The organism is Kocuria sp. SM24M-10 (assembly GCF_001027955.1).
Lineage (GTDB): Bacteria > Actinomycetota > Actinomycetes > Actinomycetales > Micrococcaceae > Kocuria > Kocuria oceani.
This window is the reverse complement of the sequence record NZ_LDNX01000024.1, coordinates 19,694-37,069: the sequence shown is the minus strand read 5'-3', so window position 1 is coordinate 37,069 and position 17,376 is coordinate 19,694. Positions and strand designations below refer to the sequence as shown.

At 70.1% G+C, this 17,376-nt stretch carries 14 protein-coding genes, 1 tRNA gene and 1 pseudogene; 14 read left to right on the top strand and 2 right to left on the bottom strand.

Going from position 1 to position 17,376, the window contains the following annotated elements:
• Positions 1-2 precede the first annotated feature (2 nt).
• The 9 genes and pseudogenes from cpaB (at position 3) to ABL57_RS02840 (ending at position 9,542) form a co-directional block, all read left to right on the top strand.
• The gene (gene cpaB / locus ABL57_RS02880; protein WP_053004702.1) at positions 3-749 is read left to right on the top strand and encodes a Flp pilus assembly protein CpaB; all 747 of its coding nucleotides are present in this window, start codon (positions 3-5) and stop codon (positions 747-749) included.
• Complete coding sequence (locus ABL57_RS02875) at positions 746-1,975, top strand: AAA family ATPase (protein ID WP_047801938.1); 1,230 nt, start codon at positions 746-748, stop codon at positions 1,973-1,975. Before cpaB ends, ABL57_RS02875 begins: the two co-directional genes overlap by 4 nt.
• A complete protein-coding gene (locus ABL57_RS02870; protein WP_371212457.1) occupies positions 1,972-3,513 on the top strand; it encodes a CpaF family protein in 1,542 nt (513 codons plus the stop codon). The genes ABL57_RS02875 and ABL57_RS02870 overlap by 4 nt, the downstream gene beginning before the upstream one ends.
• A pseudogene (locus ABL57_RS02865) lies at positions 3,513-4,265 on the top strand (type II secretion system F family protein); the annotation flags it as partial. The gene ABL57_RS02870 and the pseudogene ABL57_RS02865, both read left to right, overlap by 1 nt.
• 224 nt (positions 4,266-4,489) lie before the next feature.
• Positions 4,490-5,365: a type II secretion system F family protein gene (locus tag ABL57_RS02860; RefSeq protein ID WP_047801935.1), complete on the top strand. Its 876-nt coding sequence runs from the start codon at positions 4,490-4,492 to the stop codon at positions 5,363-5,365.
• 109 nt (positions 5,366-5,474) lie between these two features.
• The gene (locus ABL57_RS02855) at positions 5,475-6,134 is read left to right on the top strand and encodes a class F sortase (protein WP_160310769.1); all 660 of its coding nucleotides are present in this window, start codon (positions 5,475-5,477) and stop codon (positions 6,132-6,134) included.
• 148 nt (positions 6,135-6,282) lie between these two features.
• Positions 6,283-7,791: a hypothetical protein gene (locus ABL57_RS02850; RefSeq protein ID WP_047801934.1), complete on the top strand. Its 1,509-nt coding sequence runs from the start codon at positions 6,283-6,285 to the stop codon at positions 7,789-7,791.
• Between the two features lie 35 nt (positions 7,792-7,826).
• Positions 7,827-8,549, top strand: coding sequence for a hypothetical protein (locus ABL57_RS02845; RefSeq protein WP_047801933.1), 723 nt, complete (start codon positions 7,827-7,829; stop codon positions 8,547-8,549).
• A gap of 216 nt (positions 8,550-8,765) precedes the next feature.
• Positions 8,766-9,542: a glycosyltransferase family 87 protein gene (locus ABL57_RS02840; RefSeq protein WP_203225541.1), complete on the top strand. Its 777-nt coding sequence runs from the start codon at positions 8,766-8,768 to the stop codon at positions 9,540-9,542.
• A gap of 95 nt (positions 9,543-9,637) precedes the next feature.
• Here the strand turns inward: ABL57_RS02840 and ABL57_RS02835 are convergent, their stop codons facing one another.
• Complete coding sequence (locus ABL57_RS02835) at positions 9,638-9,871, bottom strand: hypothetical protein (protein ID WP_047801931.1); 234 nt, start codon at positions 9,869-9,871, stop codon at positions 9,638-9,640.
• Positions 9,872-10,330: 459 nt separating this feature from the next.
• On the opposite strand from ABL57_RS02835, the gene ABL57_RS02830 reads away from it, so the two are divergent.
• A complete protein-coding gene (locus ABL57_RS02830) occupies positions 10,331-10,921 on the top strand; it encodes a thymidine kinase (protein WP_047801930.1) in 591 nt (196 codons plus the stop codon).
• Between the two features lie 160 nt (positions 10,922-11,081).
• Here ABL57_RS02830 and ABL57_RS02825 read toward each other — a convergent pair.
• Positions 11,082-11,158 (bottom strand) — tRNA-Pro (locus ABL57_RS02825).
• Positions 11,159-11,396: 238 nt separating this feature from the next.
• On the opposite strand from ABL57_RS02825, the gene ABL57_RS02820 reads away from it, so the two are divergent.
• The 4 genes from ABL57_RS02820 to ABL57_RS02805 all read left to right on the top strand — a co-directional run bounded on the left by ABL57_RS02820 (position 11,397) and on the right by ABL57_RS02805 (position 17,371).
• On the top strand, positions 11,397-12,980 hold the full coding sequence (locus ABL57_RS02820) for a M28 family peptidase (protein WP_047801929.1): 1,584 nt from the start codon (positions 11,397-11,399) through the stop codon (positions 12,978-12,980).
• 312 nt (positions 12,981-13,292) lie between these two features.
• Positions 13,293-14,735, top strand: coding sequence for a M28 family peptidase (locus ABL57_RS02815; RefSeq protein ID WP_047801928.1), 1,443 nt, complete (start codon positions 13,293-13,295; stop codon positions 14,733-14,735).
• 145 nt (positions 14,736-14,880) lie between these two features.
• Positions 14,881-16,461, top strand: a complete 1,581-nt coding sequence (locus tag ABL57_RS02810; protein WP_047801927.1) for a M28 family peptidase — start codon at positions 14,881-14,883, stop codon at positions 16,459-16,461.
• Positions 16,462-16,639: 178 nt separating this feature from the next.
• Entirely contained in the window at positions 16,640-17,371 is a 732-nt protein-coding gene (locus tag ABL57_RS02805; protein ID WP_082157182.1) for an HAD family hydrolase, read from the top strand.
• Positions 17,372-17,376: the final 5 nt, after the last annotated feature.

Here is a 17,376-nt window from a genome sequence, read left to right as displayed (position 1 = left end):
CCGTGAAAATCCGAATTCTCGCCGGCTTCGTGATGGCCGTCCTGGCCATCGCCGGTCTGATCCTCGTCACCACCTACGTCGGCAGCGCCGACGCCCGCGCTTTAGACGACCAAGAGCCGCGCGAGGTGTACCTCGTCACCGCACCGATTCCCGAAGGCACGCCCGTCAAGGAGTTCGGCGAGTCCATTGCCGTGCACACGGTGCCGGCCGCCGTCGTGCCGGACGGGGCCCTGTCCTCCCTCGACGGCCAGAGCGGCAAGGTCGCCGGTGTCGACCTGCAGCCGGGGGAGCAGCTGCTCGGCTCCCGGTTGGTCGACCCGGAGGCCCTCGAGGCTCCTGGCACCGTGCCTGTACCGGAGGGACTGCAGGAGGTGACCGTCCAGCTGGACGCGCCCCGAGTGGTCGGCGGCCAGCTCGGAGCCGGGGACCGGGTCGGGCTGTTCGTGTCCTTCGAGGGGGATGACAACCGTCAGTCCCGGACCGCCAAGGACCTGGACAAGATCCTGGTCACCTCGGTGCAGGGCGCGCCCTCCACTGCGGCACCCGCCACGGGCGAGGACGGCGTGGAGACCACCGGTTCCGAAGCCCCGGCCGTTCCGGAGGGCTCGATGCTCGTCACCTTCGCCGTCAACGCCGACACCGCCGAGAAGATCGTCTACGCCTCCGAGTTCGGCCGGATCTGGCTCTCGCTCGAGCCCGAGGACGCCGAGGAGAACGCCAACGGCGCCACGCGGGAGGACTTCTCATGAGCCGCCTGCTGCTCGTCACCGGCGATCCCGCCTACGACGCCCTTTTCCGCCAGGCCGTCCAGGGCCGCCTGCCCGGCGAGGTGCAGACCGTCCTCGGCACCGCCCTGCCGTCCACGCCCGACGAATTGCTCGGTCGCTCCGTCGGCGAACTCCCCTCGGTGGTCGTCATCGGCCCCGGCGTGGACCTCTACGAGGCCATGCGCCTGGGCGGTGTCTTCGACATCCAGCGCCCCGAGGTCGCCCTCGTCCTGGTGGTGCCGGGAGACATGTCCCTGGCCGTGGCTGCGATGCGCGCCGGCTTCCGCGACGTGCTCGACCTCGACGCCGACCCCGACGGCATCCTCGGCACCCTGTCCCGCGTCTTGGACGCCGCAGCGTCCCGCCGCCGCGTGCTGCCCTCCGGGGGGCCGGCCACCGGGAGCCTGCACCCCGTGCCGTCGGCCCGTCGCGATGACTCGCGCACCATCGTCGTGACCTCGCCCAAGGGCGGGGTCGGCAAGACCACGGTGGCCACCAACCTGGCCGTGGGGCTGGGGCGGATCGCGCCCATGAGCACGGTGATCGTGGACCTGGACGTCCAGTTCGGGGACGTGGCCGCCGCCCTGCGACTGGCACCCGAGCACTCGCTCACCGAGGCCGTGAGCGGCCCGTCTGTCGACGACGCCCTGGTGCTCAAGACTTTCCTCACCGTCCACCCCGCCTCGATCTACGCCCTGTGCACCCCGGCCAACCCCGCTGAAGGGGAGCTCGTGGGCGGCGAGCAGGTGGCGCACCTTCTCGAACAGCTCTCCGGCCAGTTCCAGTACGTCATCATCGACACCGCCCCCGGCATGGGCGAGCACGCCCTCGCGGCACTGGAGGCGGCCACTGACGTCGTCTTCCTCACGGGCATGGACGTTCCCGGGGTGCGCGGGCTGCGCAAGCAGATGGACCTGCTCGGGGAGATCGACCTGGTGCCGCCTCGTGCGCAGGTCGTGGTCAATGCCGCCGACCGGAATACCGGGCTGTCCGTGCAGGACGTCGAGGCCACGATCCGCGCCTCGGTCGACCACGTGGTCCCGCGCTCCCGCATGGCCGCCTATGCCACCAACCGTGGCGAGCCCCTGCTGCTGCACGCACCCAAGGACAAGGCCGCCCGGCAGCTGCAGGCCCTCGTCGACTCTTTCGCTCCCGACCGCTCCGCTCCACGGCGGGGCCTGTCACGGAAGGCTCTGGTTCGCTCGTGAAGCTCGCTGAACGCCTGGCCGCCGCTCGCGGCGAGACTCTCCCCCCGCCCCATGCGGCTCCGGCTCCTCCCGCCGGGGCCGCAGACAATCAGGACGGTTCCGCTGATGGGCTTGAGGCGGAGGCTGTCACGTCGACGGCCGAGGACTTCCCTCCGGCTGTGGGCAGCGCGCCGGCCCTGAGCTCACTCGTGCTCCCCTCCTCGACCCCGGAGGCAGGAGAGGTGCCGGCCGAGCCGGCCCCGCGGATGCAGTCAGGGAAGTTCGACGCGCTGGCCGGGCTGAAGCACCGGGTCAAGCAGGAACTGCTGGACCGCATCGGCTCCCGGCAGTCCGACTCGAGCCTCAGCGATGTCCAGCTCAGGGACTTCGCCACCAAGGAGCTCACGCGGATCGTCGCCGAGGAGCAGGTGCCGATGTCCTCCGAGGAGCGGATCCGCCTGATCCGCTCCGTGAGCGACGACGTGCTCGGCTACGGCCCGCTGCAGGAGCTGCTCGACGACGACTCGGTCACCGAGATCATGGTGAACGGACCGGACCAGATCTTCGTCGAGCAGAAGGGCAAAGTGACCCTGTCCGAGTCGACCTTTGCCTCCGAGCAGGACCTGCGCCACGTCATCGAGAAGATCGTCACCCAGGTGGGCCGGCGCATCGACGAGTCCTCGCCGCTGGTCGACGCGCGCCTGCCCGACGGCTCGCGCGTCAACGCCGTCATTCCTCCCCTGGCGGTGAAGGGCTCGTCCCTGACGATCCGCAAGTTCGCCAAGGACCCGCTGACCATCGAGGACCTCATCCGCTTCGGGTCGGTCTCCCCGCAGATGGCCGACCTGCTCCGGGCCTGTGTCGAGGCGCACCTCAACATCCTCGTGGCCGGCGGCACCGGCACCGGCAAGACGACGATGCTCAACGTCGTGTCCTCGTTCATTCCGCACGGGGAGCGGATCGTGACCATCGAGGACGCCGTGGAACTGCAGCTGCAGCAGGAACACGTGGTCCAGCTCGAGTCCCGGCCGGCCAACATCGAGGGCCGCGGCGAGATCACGATCCGCGACCTGCTCAAGAACTCCCTGCGCATGCGTCCCGATCGGATCGTGGTGGGGGAGTGTCGCGGCGGCGAGGCTCTGGACATGCTCCAGGCCATGAACACCGGCCACGACGGGTCGCTCTCGACCATCCACGCCAACTCCCCGCGGGACACCATCTCGCGTCTGGAGACCCTCGTGATGATGGCCGGCATGGACCTGCCCCAGCGAGCGATCCGGGAGCAGATCGCCTCGGCCATCCACGTGGTCGTCCAGCTCTCGCGCCTGCGCGACGGAACCCGCCGGGTCACCCACATCACTGAGATCCAGGGCATGGAGGGCGAGACCGTCACCCTCCAGGACGCCTTCCTCTTCGACTGGGACGCGGGTGTGGACCCGCGCACCGGCCGATTCCGCGGCACAACCCGCTCGACCGGAGTGCGCCCGCGCTTCGTGGACAAGTTCGAGGACTACGGCATCAAGCTGCACCCCTCTGTATTCGACCCGGGACGGCGCTAATGGCTCCGCTGCTGGTCGGCGCCGGGATGCTCATGCTCGCCGGGCTGCTCGGATTGTTCGTGGTGTTCCGTTCCCGCACCCCGCGGCTGCCGATGGACCGGCGTCGGCTCCCACGCGGGCCCCGGGAGCTGGAAGCCTCGCAGCTGTCCCGGCTCTCGGGCGTCACCACCGAAGCGGTCGCGGAGTTCCTGGAGCGCAAGGGCTGGACCCGCAAGGTTGCCGCGGCGCTGGAGAACGCCGGAATCAAGTCCTCCCCGGCGGACTTCCTCGTCCTGGTGGTCGTCGGAATGGTGGTCGCCGTCGCCGTCGGAACCCTCGCCGGAGGACTGCTACTCGGCCTGCTCTTCATTCTGGCGGCACCCCTGGTGGCGAAGGTGGCTATCGGGTTCCTCACGAACCGACGCAAGCGGATTTTCGCCGATCAGCTCGACAACACCCTCCAGCTGTTCTCCGGATCGCTGCGGGCCGGTCATTCGCTGCTGCGGGCCGTGGACGCGGTGGCGAGAGAATCCCAGGCGCCGACATCGGAAGAGCTGACTCGAATAGTCAACGAGACCCGGCTCGGCATGAATCTCGACGACTCCCTTGACCAGGCGGCCAAGCGTATGGACTCCCAGGACTTTTCCTGGGTCGCCCAGGCCATCGGCATCCACAGGGAAGTCGGCGGGGATCTCGCAGAGGTACTTGACCGAGTCGCCGGAACCATCAGGGAACGAAATCAGATCAAGCGTCAGGTCAGGACGCTCTCGGCGGAGGGAAAGATGTCCGCCTACATTCTCATGGCATTGCCCGTCCTCATCGCTGGCGTTCTGTCTCTTATTTCCCCAGATTACATATCCCAGTTCATCACCAGCGGGTTCCTCGGCTACGCGATGATTGGTCTCGCATTGCTCATGTTCGCGGTCGGCGGCTTCTGGATGTCGCGCACCGTAAAGATCAAGTTCTAATTTCTTCTATTGTTTCGAAGGGCGTCTCCATGACCTCTCTCCTCCTAGGTCCGCTGCTCCTTGCCGGTGCCGCTGCCATGGCCATCTGGCTCACCGTGGGCGTGCGCTGGGGTGGAGACAGGGTGGTGCGCGAGAATCTTCGTGTCGGACTCGCCGACAATACTTCTGTCGACGTGCGTGACGCCCCGAATTTTGGCTGGGCCCAGCGCTTCACGACCGACCCCGGCCGGGAGCGCCTCGAGTCCCTGTATTCGAAGGCTGGTCGCCCCGCGGACTGGCCAGTCACTCGGCTTATGGCGTGCAAAATCTACGCCTCAGTTGCCGCTCTTCTAGTGAGCTTCCTGTTGCTGAGTCTGACCAATGGCAACGGCATGATTCTGGTTGTCACCGCAGTCATGACGCCCGTGGGTTATTTCTTGCCAGAACTACTGCTCTATTCTCGCGGCGTGGAACGACAGAGGGAAATCGGGCTCGAGCTCGCCGACACTCTGGATCAGATGATGATCGCCGTGGAAGCTGGACTTGGATTTGAATCCGCCATGTCCAGGGCAGGCCACGGTGGCAAGGGCCCCCTGGCGGAGGAACTGGTGCGCACCCTGCAAGAAATGCGCGTTGGCATACCTCGCCGTGAGGCGTACTTGGCCTTGGAACAACGTACCGACGTGCCGGATCTGCGGCAGTTCACCCGCGCGGTCATCCAAGCTGACGCCTATGGAATTTCCATTGCTTCGGTACTTCGAACACAGGCCGACGAGATGAGGGTCAAACGTCGGCAGCGAGCTGAGGAGGCGGCGCAGAAAATCCCGACAAAAATCGTCATCCCACTCATGTTGTTTATACTTCCGGTGCTTTTTCTGACCGTGCTCGGACCCGCTTTTCTCAACTTTTTGAAGATGCAGTCTTGAGATGCTCGATAATCTCCTCGCCGGTGTGAAGCTACCGCCAATCCGATTCTCTCGGTCTGCGCTCCCGGCGCTTCTCGCCCTCGTCTCTCTCGCCGCGGCCGGCCTGCTCGTGCAGCAGCAGCTTGGTGGGGCCGTCGTTGTCGGCGGGGACGTCCAGCACGCGGACCCCTCCTCGGTCAGCGCGCCCGGCCCGCTGGCCGCCGCCTCACTCTCGGCGGACGAGGCCCGGGAGGCCGGTGACCCGGGACCCGGCGCCGGTGTGACCGTGCCGGAGACCTGCGGCGACCTGCTGACCCGGGCGCGGGCGTGCTCCCCGTCGATCGGTGTGGACGCGGCCCTCGAAGCCGTCGGCAAAGACGGCTCCGGGGCCATGTTCGTCCCCACCCACGCGGACCGGGCGGCGATCGGCTGGTACGAGGAGTCGGCCCCGATCGGCGCCGCGCAGGGCAACGCCGTGCTGGCCGGCCACGTGGACCATCCCGCCGAGGCCCCCGCCCTGGGCACCCTGTACACCGCGCAACCGGGGCAGAAGCTGTGGGTCTCCGACGGCGCGGGGGCCGTGCACTCCTACACGGTGGTCGCCGTGCGGGAGCCGAGCCCGCGGACCGGGCTGCCACAGGACGTCTTCGAGCTCACCGGCGAGCCCGGACTGTCCCTGATCACCTGCTCGGGCGACTACGTCCGGCCCGACGGCTCGCCCACGTGGTCCTACACCAACAACCTCGTGGTGGATCTCGCCCTCGACCCTGAGACAGCGCCGATCCCGTGACGGTCCACGACGTGAGACTGTCCGCTCTTGCGGGTACACCGCCCGTCGCACGGCGTCTTCCAGTGGGACGCCAACACTCCATGCAATTACATTTGTAAACGACGGTGGACCCCTCACCGAATCCGTCATGATCCCCCAGGAGAACTCCATGCCCTCCACCCTGTCCGCCCGCCGCCCCCGGCTGCTCGCCGCCGCGGTGCTCGCCGGCGCCACCGCGCTCGCCGGTCCGATACTGACCGCGCTACCGGCTGCCGCCGCACCCGTGGGGATCAACGGCACCGCGGTGCAGGTCCCCGACGGCACGCCCGCCGCCGGGCCGGAGCACTACTTCACTCCTGTCACGCTGAGCAACGGGGACACCGCCTACGGCATCCACGAGGGCCAGCCCCTGGCGCCGGTCGGGGAGGGTGTCCTCGACGACGAGCACTACGCCGTGGCCCAGCCGTTCGACGACCCCGCCGGCCCATGGACGCAGGTCGTCGGCGAGAAGGTCGGCGACGACCCCGTCTACTGGGAACCGGACGACGCCGCCCTGGCCGGGTACATTCTCTCCGTCTACGGAACCACCGCGGACTTGCACGAGGCGCTGGCCGTGCACTGGGCCGTCCGTTCCCTGGCCACGGCCGAGGTCCCTGCCCCGGATTTGTCCGGCCTCGAACGGTCCCACCTCGACCGCGCGGCCGCCATGATCGAGGACGCCCGCACCCGCGTGCCGGTGCTCATGGCGCAGACGAGCTACGCGATCTCCCTGGCCAAGGCCCCCGACGGCAGTCCCGAGCGACTCCTCGTCCGACTGCCGGAGGTCCATGACGGGACCACCGTGACCCTCTCCGGGCCGGTGACCTTCGCCGATGGAACCCGCGAGCGGACCGTCACCGGCGGGGAGCAGGAGCAGGTGATGGACCTGGCCGTGCCGGCCGGCACCACCGAGGGCGAGCTCACCGCGACCGTGGCCGCCACGACGCCCGCCACCCAGCTCACCGTCCTCGCCGACGACCGCTACCGTGATCTGCTCATCGCCGGCCAGGACCACGAGCTCAGATGGTCCGCCAGCGCTGCCTTCGCGATCGAGGAGGCCTCCGCACCGGGCCTCAGCGATCCTGTCGAGGACGGGCAGGTGCCCGACGACGGCGGAGCGGAGCAGACTCCTGGCGCCGACCCGGCTGCCGACAACGGCGGGACCACCGAGAGCCCGGACGCCGTCGACAGCCCCGACGAGCCCGGGCCGGTGCCGTCCGAGGACGGCGCAGTGTGGCAGGACCCCTCCGCCGAGGACGGGGCGGCCCCGGAGCGAGACGTGCCGGTCGTGGTCGTCGTCCCGGAGACCGTGCAGCGCGTGAACGCGACCTTGGACGCCTTCGTGCTGTTCGAGGAGTCCACGAGCACGCACACCGAGACCGTCACGGAGACCACCACGACCGTCTCCGGATCCGCCGGTTTCGGCTCCGACTACGGTGCCGGCTTCGGTTCGGACTACGGCTACGGCTCCCTGTACGCCGACGCCGTCACGGCGAACACCGGCATCGGAGCGGCGCAGACCACCGGCGCTCCGCAGAACCTCACCACGGTGCTCCTCGGTGCGGTCGCCGTCGGTGCCGGCCTCGGCTCGTGGGCGCTACGCCGCCGCCGGTCCGCCGCATCGGACCAGACCTCCTGACCGCCGTTCCGCCCTTCTCGCTCCTGGAGACCCCGATGACCCAGCAGACCCGCATCCTCGCCCTGGCCGCGCTCGCGCTCGCGGCGCTCACCGGCTGCGGCGGCGCCGCGGCCGAGGCCCGGTCCGCGCACACCTACGAGCCGCTCCCGCCGCTGACCACGGCGACCCCCTCGGCGACCCCGGAGCCGCAGCCGACCTCGCGGCCCGCCCCGGCCTCGGAAGCCCCGTCTTCCGCTCCGGCCGAGGAGACCGGTGGCCTGGCCGCCGTGGCCGGAAGTTCGACGGGGACCCGGATGGCGGGCGGCAGCGGCGGCTCGGCACAGGGGGCCACCGCCGTCGCGGCCCCCGCCCCCGTCATGGCGCCGGTGCAGGCCCCTTCCCAGGTTCCTGCTCAGATCCTGATGCAAATTCCTGCGGCGCCGGCCGCGGGGGAGTTCTCGGAACAGAGGACGGAACGGACCACGACGTCGACCACCACGACCACCTCCACCCGGCTCGAGGCCGGTCTCCTGGTCGAGGTCACCTGCGAGGGCCTGTGCCTGCTGGAGGATCTCGCCGCCCCGGAGCTCACCGGACCGGACGGCCCCCTGTCCGGGGAGATGCTCGCCCGCGCCCTTGAGGAGGAGCTGCGACGGGCCGGCGCGGACACAGCGCTCACCGAAGGCCTCGCCGAGCAGCTCACCCGCTCCGGCTGGACCCTAGCCGACCGGGAGCTCGAGGACGGGAACGAGACGCTTTTCTTCAAGTTCCCTCGCTGACGCCTGGCGCATTGAAAAGTGGGTGTGGGCGTGCATGGTTCCAGTACTAAGTCGCAGTGGGGTGGGTGCTTTATGTCTTCCGTAAATACGCAAGGACGAGTGTGGCCAACGGCATCAGCGGCAGCGTTCTCCGGCCGGTTCCCCGTGTTCATGCGGGTGGCTACGGTGGCGGCCTGGGTCTTGGCGGTGCTGGTCGTGGGCAAAATTGTTCACGCCGTGCTCGAGGAGCCCAGAATTTATGGCCAGGATTCGCACGCATATTGGTTGGCCGCCCAAGAGGAGCTTTACTATCCCAGGCCCGCGGGAACGTTGGACGCATACTTGTACTCACCTGCGTTCTTGTGGCTAATCAAGCCGTTGTCCTGGTTGCCATGGCCAACGTTCTTGGCGTTATGGACGGTGTTGCTTCTCGTGATAGCAGCATGGCTGGTATGGCCTTTGCGCTGGCAGTGGGCAGTCCCGCTGTTCATCTACTGCCTGCCGGAGATCCTAGTGAGCAACATATACCTGCTCCTCGCAGTAGCTGCGGTGCTGGGGACGCGTTGGCCCGGTATGTGGGCGTTTCCGATCCTCACCAAAGTGACCATGGGTGTCGGTCTGTTGTGGTTCGCCGGGCGCAGGCAATGGCGGAATCTCACTGTCGGTGCAGTGGTGTCGTTATCGATTGTGGCCGTGGGTTATGTGCTGCATCCCCAAGCTTGGCAGGCCTGGTTCGAGTTCCTTATATCAAATCGAGATGGGACAAAAGACGGTATGGTGCTTTTTGCATCTCGTTGCGCTGTTTCGCTCGCTCTGGTCTTTGTGGCGGCTCGCTTCAACTGGCCATGGTTGATAGCCCCTGCGATGATCCTGGCGTCCCCCATCTTGGTGTCCATCATCCCGATGGCTCTCTTGGTGGCGATACCCAGGTTAGCCATGGCGGGGCGCAGGAATCGTAGTGCTGGTGGAGTTCCTGTGGCTTACGGAACCCATATGGCCTGCCCGCTCAAATGACAATGGACGTGTGTCAGGGCCCGTAAATTAGGCCCACAGCGGTGTCTGTGCCCCGTCGCACAGCGTGCGGCGAGGCCTACCGTCGTGTCCTCGGCTCAGGCGGCACCGACCGACCAGTGCACGGCGAAGCACGCCGTGGCCGCCATGGAGCACAGCCACACGGCGGCCTCCCGCGTCCACGGCACCTTCTTGGTCATGGCGGACGTGATGACGGCCGCGACGGCCAGGCCGATGCCCAGCCACAGGGACCACTCCGTGAACAGGTGCAGGACGGCGCCGAGCGCGCCGAAGCCGGCGTCGTCGAGGACGCGGTCGATCTCGAGATTCATGGTGACTCCCCCCGGAGCAAGCGGACGTGACCGGGCACCCCGAGGCGCCCGTGACGAAGACGGTGCCCGACCGGCAGCGGGGAGCGAGGATCAGCCGGTCCCCGCGCCGCCGGTGGGCACGTTCTTCGGTTCGGAGCCTAATTCATGCATATGCGACATTTTCGGTGTGGGGCGTCGCTTCTTCCGGGGACAGCAGGGTACCCCGCCCGCAGGCATGCCCCTTGCGCGGCGCCCCGGCGCCGCTGATACCGCTCGCGCCGCCGGCGTGCATGGGCAGGGGAGTGCATTCCGGCCTGCTGAGCGATGAGGACAGTGCTCCCGAGCCCGGGCCGGTATTCCGTAGACGTACAGTGTCCTGGAACCGCTCGAACGCCCCCCGCCTCGAACCTGCAGCACGCCCCAGGAGACATCCCCCGTGAACGCCCTCATGTCCTCGTTCCCGCACGGCCGCACCGCCTGATGGCCAAGCTCTACTTCCGCCACGGCGCGATGAACTCCGGCAAGTCCACGGTGCTGATCCAGGCCGCCCACAACTACGAAGAGCGGGACCAGACGGTCCTGGTGGCCAAGCCAGCGGTCGACTCCAAGGGCGCCGGAACCGTGGTCTCGCGGCTGGGGGAGTCGCGCACCGTCGACCTCCTCCTGGCCCCGGAGGATTCGGTGCGCGAGCAGTTCCACGCCGCCGTCGAGGAGCAGGGCGCCGTGCACTGCCTGCTGGTGGACGAGGCGCAGTTCCTGACGCCGGCGCAGGTGGACGACCTGCTGCGCATCGCCGTGCTGGACGGCGTCCCGGTGCTCGCCTACGGCCTGCGCACGGACTTCCGCACCGAGGCCTTCCCAGGCGCGGCCCGCCTGCTGGCGGTGGCGCACACGGTCGAGGAGTTGCGGACGATCTGCCGCTGCGGGTCCAAGGCGATGTTCAACGCCCGGCGCGTGGGTGGAGGGTTCATCTTCGAGGGCGACCAGGTGGCCATCGACGGGGCGGCCGTGTCCTACGAGTCGCTGTGCGCGGCCTGTTACCTCGAGCGCTCCGGAGGCAGGCTGAGCTGAGAGCGCCGCCCGGTTCGGTCGGCGCGGGCACCGGGGGCGCGGACGACCCATCCGAGCCACTCTCAGATCGGGCGATATCCTGAGGCTCTCCGCCGGCATGACAGAAGGCCCGAACCCACATCCGTGGGTTCGGGCCTTGCCGATGTCCTGAGACATCACATGGTCGGGATGACAGGATTTGAACCTGCGACCTCGTCGTCCCGAACGACGCGCGCTACCAAGCTGCGCCACATCCCGTGAAGCGTCCGGCCTCGGCCGGAAACAACTGCTCCATCATAGCCATCCAGCCCCGCGGGTGGGAAATCGAGCTGCCATGGCCGTGTCGAGGTCATTCCTGCGGGCCCATTTATGGACAAAAGTCGTTGACGCACGAGTAACCCAGCTGTGAACATGTGCAAATCCGTGTCATCCCCCGATAACTGTGAACCGCGTCACGGCCGGGTCACCTCCCGGCCGCCGCTCACCTGGAGGTTCCATGCCCGTTCGCACGCCCAGCTCCTGGATCACGTCGGCCGCTCTGGCCGGCGCCCTGACGCTCACGGCCACCAGCGCCGTCGCGGCCCCCTCCCGCGACAACAGCAACAACAACACCACCCACAAGATCACCCAGGCGGTCTCCCAGCAGAAGCTCACGGAGCACCTGACCGCCTTCCAGTCCATCGCGGAGGCCAACGACGGCAACCGCGCCTCGGGCACCTCCGGCTACCGGGCCAGCGTCGACTACGTGGTCGAGCGGCTGCAGGCCGCCGGCTACACCCCGGAGGTCCAGGAGTTCACCTTCCCGTACTTCCAGGAGGTCAGCCCCGCCACGGTCAGCGCGGACGGCACGCAGCTCGCCGCGGAGGACGTCGCGGTGATGACCTACTCCGGCACGGGCACCGTCACCGCCCCGCTGCAGGCCGTGGACACCACCGGGGAGCGCGTGGGCAGCACCAGCGGGTGCGAGGCCGAGGACTTCGCCGACTTCCAGCCCGGCAGCGTGGCCCTCCTGCAGCGCGGCAGCTGCGCCTTCGCGGTCAAGGCCGCCAACGCGGAGGCGGCGGGCGCCTCCGCCGTGCTGATCTTCAACACAGGCCTGCCGAACGCCGAGGACACCGTGGCCGGCACCCTGGGCTCCCCGGAGGCCACCACCCTGCCGACCGTCGGACTCAGCTACCAGGCCGGCGTGGACCTGCTGGACGCCCAGGAGGTCACGGTCAGCACGGACACCGTCTCGGCGACCCGCACCACCTACAACGTCCTCGCCGAGACCGGCTCCGGCGACCCCGAGAACACGGTCATGGTGGGCGCTCACCTGGACAGCGTGCTCGAGGGCGCGGGCATCAGCGACAACGGCACCGGCTCGGCGGGCATCCTCGCCATCGCCGAGGCGATCGCCAAGACCAAGACCGAGAACAACGTGCGCTTCGCCTGGTGGGGCGCCGAGGAGCTCGGCCTGCTGGGCGCCGAGCACTACGTGACCGATCTGCGGGAGAACGACCCCGAGGCGTTCGAGGACATCGCGCTGTACCTCAACTTCGACATGATCGGCTCCCCGAACTACGGGCGCTTCGTCTACGACGGCAACGCCTCCACGTTCGACCCCGGTGACACCAACGTCCCCGAGGGCTCCGGCGCGATCGAGGCGGCGTTCCACGAGTACTTCGCCTCGGTGGGACTGGCATCCGGCGACACCGAGTTCAGCGGCCGCAGCGACTACGGCCCCTTCATCGAGGCCGGCGTCCCGTCCGGCGGTCTCTTCACGGGCGCGGAAGGCGTGAAGACCGAGGAGCAGGCCGAGCTGTTCGGCGGGCAGGCCGGCGTGGCCTACGACTCCTGCTACCACTCCGTGTGCGACGACATCACCAACGTCAACCTCCAGGGCATGGAGGAGATGTCCGACGCCGCGGCGGCCGTGGTCCTGCGCTACGCGATGTCCACCCACGACGTCAACGGCGAGGGCGAGCCCTACAAGCAGAAGGGCAAGGGCGCCGTCGGCCACCCGAAGGGCAACGACCGCGGCCACGGCCCGCACTCCGAGCACGGCCACGGCCACGGCCACGACAAGGCGGCCGCCTGACCGGCACCGGACCCGACGACCGGCCCCGCCGGGACACGCCGCGCGTCCCGGCGGGGCCGTCCCGTTCCTGCGCACCGTCCCGCTTCTCCACGCCGTCCCGTTTCTCAACATGGCCGGGAACCTTGTCCCGGGCACCTCGACCTGGGACTCTGTGCACATCGCTCCATCCGCACCACGCTCCAGCCGCACGGTGGAGCCGCCGCCACGGTCGAGCCCCCGATCGGCCTCTGCCCCGGGAGGCACCATGCACGAGCGCACCCAGCACCGGACCGAGACCGCCGCCGTGCGGCCGCCCGCGCCGGGGCGATTCCGATGAGCCCGCTCTCCGTCCCGCCGGGACAGGTCATGCGCCACCTCGAGGTGTTCCAGGCCGTCGCCCACGCCAACGAGGGCAACCGCGCCTCGGGCACCCCCGGCTACCGGGGCAGCATGGACTACGTGCTGGGCCGGCTGCGGGCCGCCGGCTACGCCCCGCAGGTGCAGGACTTCTCGTTCCCGTTCTTCCGGGAGGTCCGGCCCGCCACGGTCGGCGCGGGGGGCACCCAGCTCGCCGCGGAGGACGTCGCCGTCATGACCTACTCCGGCTCCGGCGCCGTGACGGCACCGGTGCAGGCGGTGGACACCACCGGCGAGCCGGGCGCCGGCACCAGCGGGTGCGCCGCCGAGGACTTCGCCGGCTTCCACGAGGGCAGCGTGGCCCTGCTGCAGCGGGGCGGCTGCTCCTTCGCGGACAAGGCCGCCGCGGCGCAGGCCGCCGGGGCCTCGGCCGTGCTGATCTTCAACACGGGCCTGCCCGGGGAGGAGGGCGTGGTCGCCGGCACCCTCGGCGCGCCGGGCGCGGTGACCGTCCCCGTGGTCGGCCTCAGCCACGCGGCCGGCCGGGCCCTGCTCGGGGTGGACGAGGTCACCGTCACCGTCGAGGCCGTCTCGGAGCAGCGGGAGACCTCCAACGTCCTGGTCGAGACCGGCACGGGCGACCCCGGGCGCACGGTCATGGTCGGCGCCCACCTGGACAGCGTGCCCGAGGGCGCGGGGATCAACGACAACGGCTCCGGCTCCGCGGCGATCCTGGCCGTGGCCGAGGCGCTCGCCGGGACGGTGACCGAGAACCGGCTGCGCTTCGCCTGGTGGGGCGCGGAGGAGTTCGGCCTGCTCGGCTCCCGGCACTACGTGGCCGATCTCAAGGCCAACGACCCCGCCGCGCTGGCGGCCGTCGCGCTGTACCTGAACTTCGACATGATCGGCTCCCCGAACTACGGGCGCTTCGTCTACGACGGCGACGGCTCCGCGTTCGGCCCGGAGGTCTCCGCCGAGGCGCCCGAAGGCTCCGCCGCGATCGAGGCGGCCTTCCACGCGCACTTCGGCTCCGTGGGCCTGGCCTCGGGCGAGACCGAGTTCAGCGGCCGCAGCGACTACGGGCCCTTCATCGCGGAGGGCGTGCCCGCCGGCGGCCTGTTCACCGGCGCCGAGGGCATCAAGACGGCGGAGCAGGCCGCGCTGTTCGGCGGCCGCGCCGGCGTCGGCTACGACTTCTGCTACCACGCACAGTGCGACGACCTGAGCAACATCGACGTCCAGGGCCTCGAGGAGATGACCGACGCGGCCGCCGCCGTGATCCTGCGCTTCGCGACCTCCACCGGGGACGTCGAGGAGGTGGGCCGCCAGCTGCGGACGGCCGTCGCGCCCGCGCTGCCCGTCACCGTGGACCAGGGCCACGGCCCGAGCAACGCCGCGGAGGAGAAGCGGACCCGGTGAGGCCGGGGCTGCCCCCGCCACAATCAGGCAGGTCATTGTGCCTCTGACCTGGGGCTGAGATGCTGTGCGCAGGTCTCCTCCGTTCGGTGGAGCCGACGCAGGACACGGTCGAGCCCCCGATCGGCCACTGGCCCCGGGAGGACCCATGCCGCACCGCACACACCGTCACCGGGCCGTGGCCGCCGCGCTGGCCGGCGCCGTGTCGCTCACCGCGCCGAGCGCCGTCGCCGCGCCGCCGGAGAACCGGGCGGGCATCGAGGTCTCCACGGACCAGGTCCTGGAGCACCTCGAGGTCCTCCAGGCCGTCGCGCACGCCAACGGCGGGACCCGCGCCTCGGGCACGCCCGGCTACCGGGGGAGCGTGGACTACGTGGTCGGCGGGCTGCGGGCCGCCGGCTACTCCCCGCGGGTCCAGGCCTTCACCTTCCCGTTCTTCCAGGAGGTCGTCCCCACGACGGTCGCACGTCGGGGCCCCGACGGCGCGCCGGTGCTGCTGCCCGCGACGGAGACAGCCGTCATGGTCTACTCCGGTTCCGGCACGGTGACCGCTCCCGTCCAGGCCGTGGACACCACCGGCGCCCCGGGGGCGGGCAGCAGCGGGTGCGAGGCGGAGGAATTCGCCGGTTTCACGGCAGGGAACGTGGCGCTGCTCCAGCGCGGCACGTGCCCCTTCGGGGTGAAGGCGGCCAACGCGCAGGCCGCCGGCGCCTCGGCCGTGCTGATCTTCAACACCGGCCTGCCCGGCGAGGAGGGCGTGGTCGCCGGCACCCTCGGCGAGCCCGGGGCCGCCACCGTGCCCGTCGTCGGCCTCAGCTACGCGGCCGGGACCGCGCTGCTGGGCGGGGGCGAGGTGATCGTGTCGGCGCAGACCGTCTCCGAGACGAGGCAGAGCTTCAACGTCCTCGCCGAGACGGGCACGGGCGATCCCGGGAACACCGTGATGGTCGGCGCCCACCTGGACAGCGTCCCCGAGGGGGCGGGGATCAACGACAACGGCTCGGGCTCCGCGGGGATCCTGGCGATCGCCGAGGCCCTCGCGGGCACGGAGACCGCCAACACCGTGCGCTTCGCCTGGTGGGGCGCGGAGGAGTTCGGTCTTCGCGGGTCCCAGCACTACGTCGCGGACCTCAGGGCGAACGATCCGGGGGCGCTCGAGGACATCGCGCTGTACCTGAACTTCGACATGATCGGCTCCCCGAACTACGGACGCTTCGTCTACGACGGCGACCACTCCGCGTTCCCGCCCGTGCCGGGTCCCGCAGGTCCCGTGACGGCCCCGGAGGGCTCCGCCGCGATCGAGGCGGCCTTCCACGAGCACTTCGGCTCCGCGGGCCTGGCCTCCGGCGAGACGGAGTTCAGCGGCCGCAGCGACTACGGGCCGTTCGTCGCCGAGGGCATCCCCTCCGGCGGCCTCTTCACGGGCGCCGAGGGGATCAAGACGGTCGAACAGGCCGCGCTGTTCGGCGGCCGGGCCGGGGTCGCCTACGACTTCTGCTACCACGCCGCGTGTGACGACCTCGCCAATGTGGACGTCCGCGGCCTGAAGGAGATGACCGACGCGGCCGCCGCCGTGGTCTCGCGCTTCGCCGCCTCGACCCAGGACGTCGACGGCACGGGCACGGGCGAGACCGGTCAGCAGGGAGCCCGCGACCTCACGCTCGGTCCGGCCACCGTGGACCAGGGCCACGGCCCGCACAGCGCCGCCGAGGACCCTCCGGCGCTGTGACCGGACAGGGCCGGGGTGTTGACCGCCCGGTGGGCCGTCAGCGCGGTTGCACGGTCCGCTGGAGCGTCCGGCACGGCCTCCGGGCTGCTCGGTCGAGGGGCGCTCACCGTCCTCCTGGTGCGCCGCCGCCGTCCCGCCGGGCGTTGATCGCCCGGCCACCGGGTGGAAGGGTGAGGCCATGACTCCTCCCCGGACCCCCGAGCCCTCCGCCGACTCCTCCGCCGACTCCGCCGCGCCGGCGCGGCGCGGCGTCCTGTTCGACGTCGACGGCACCCTCATCGACTCCAGCTACCTGCACACCGTCGCCTGGTGGCACGCCTTCAACCAGGCCGGGCACGACGTGCCCATGCACCGCATCCACCGGCTCATCGGGATGGGCTCGGAGCAGCTGATCGACGAGCTGCTCCCCGCCGACCGGGACACCGACCAGGACGACGCCATCGGCGCGGCCCACGGCGCCCTCTTCTCCGTGCACTGGTCGGGCCTCAAGCCCACCCGCGGGGCCACGGAGCTGCTGCGCCGCTGCACCGACGCCGGGCTCGTGGTGGTGCTGGCGTCGTCGTCGAACGTCACCGAGGTCGCCGCCATGCGCGAGGCCCTGGGCTCCGACGACGTCCTCACCGCCGTGACCACCGCCAGCGACGCCGAGCGGAGCAAGCCCGCACCGGACATCTTCGCCGCGGCGCTGGAGGCCGGGGACCTGCGCCCGGAGCACGCGATCGTGGTGGGCGACGCCCGCTGGGACGTGGAGTCGGCGCGGCAGCTCGGACTGGACGCCGTGTGCGTGACCAGCGGCGGGATCAGCGAGAGCGAGCTGCGGGAGGCGGGGGCCGTGGCCGTCTACGCGGATCCGCAGACCCTGCTCGAGGACTTCGAGACCAGCCCGCTGGGCCGCCTCGCCGCCGGCTGAGCGCG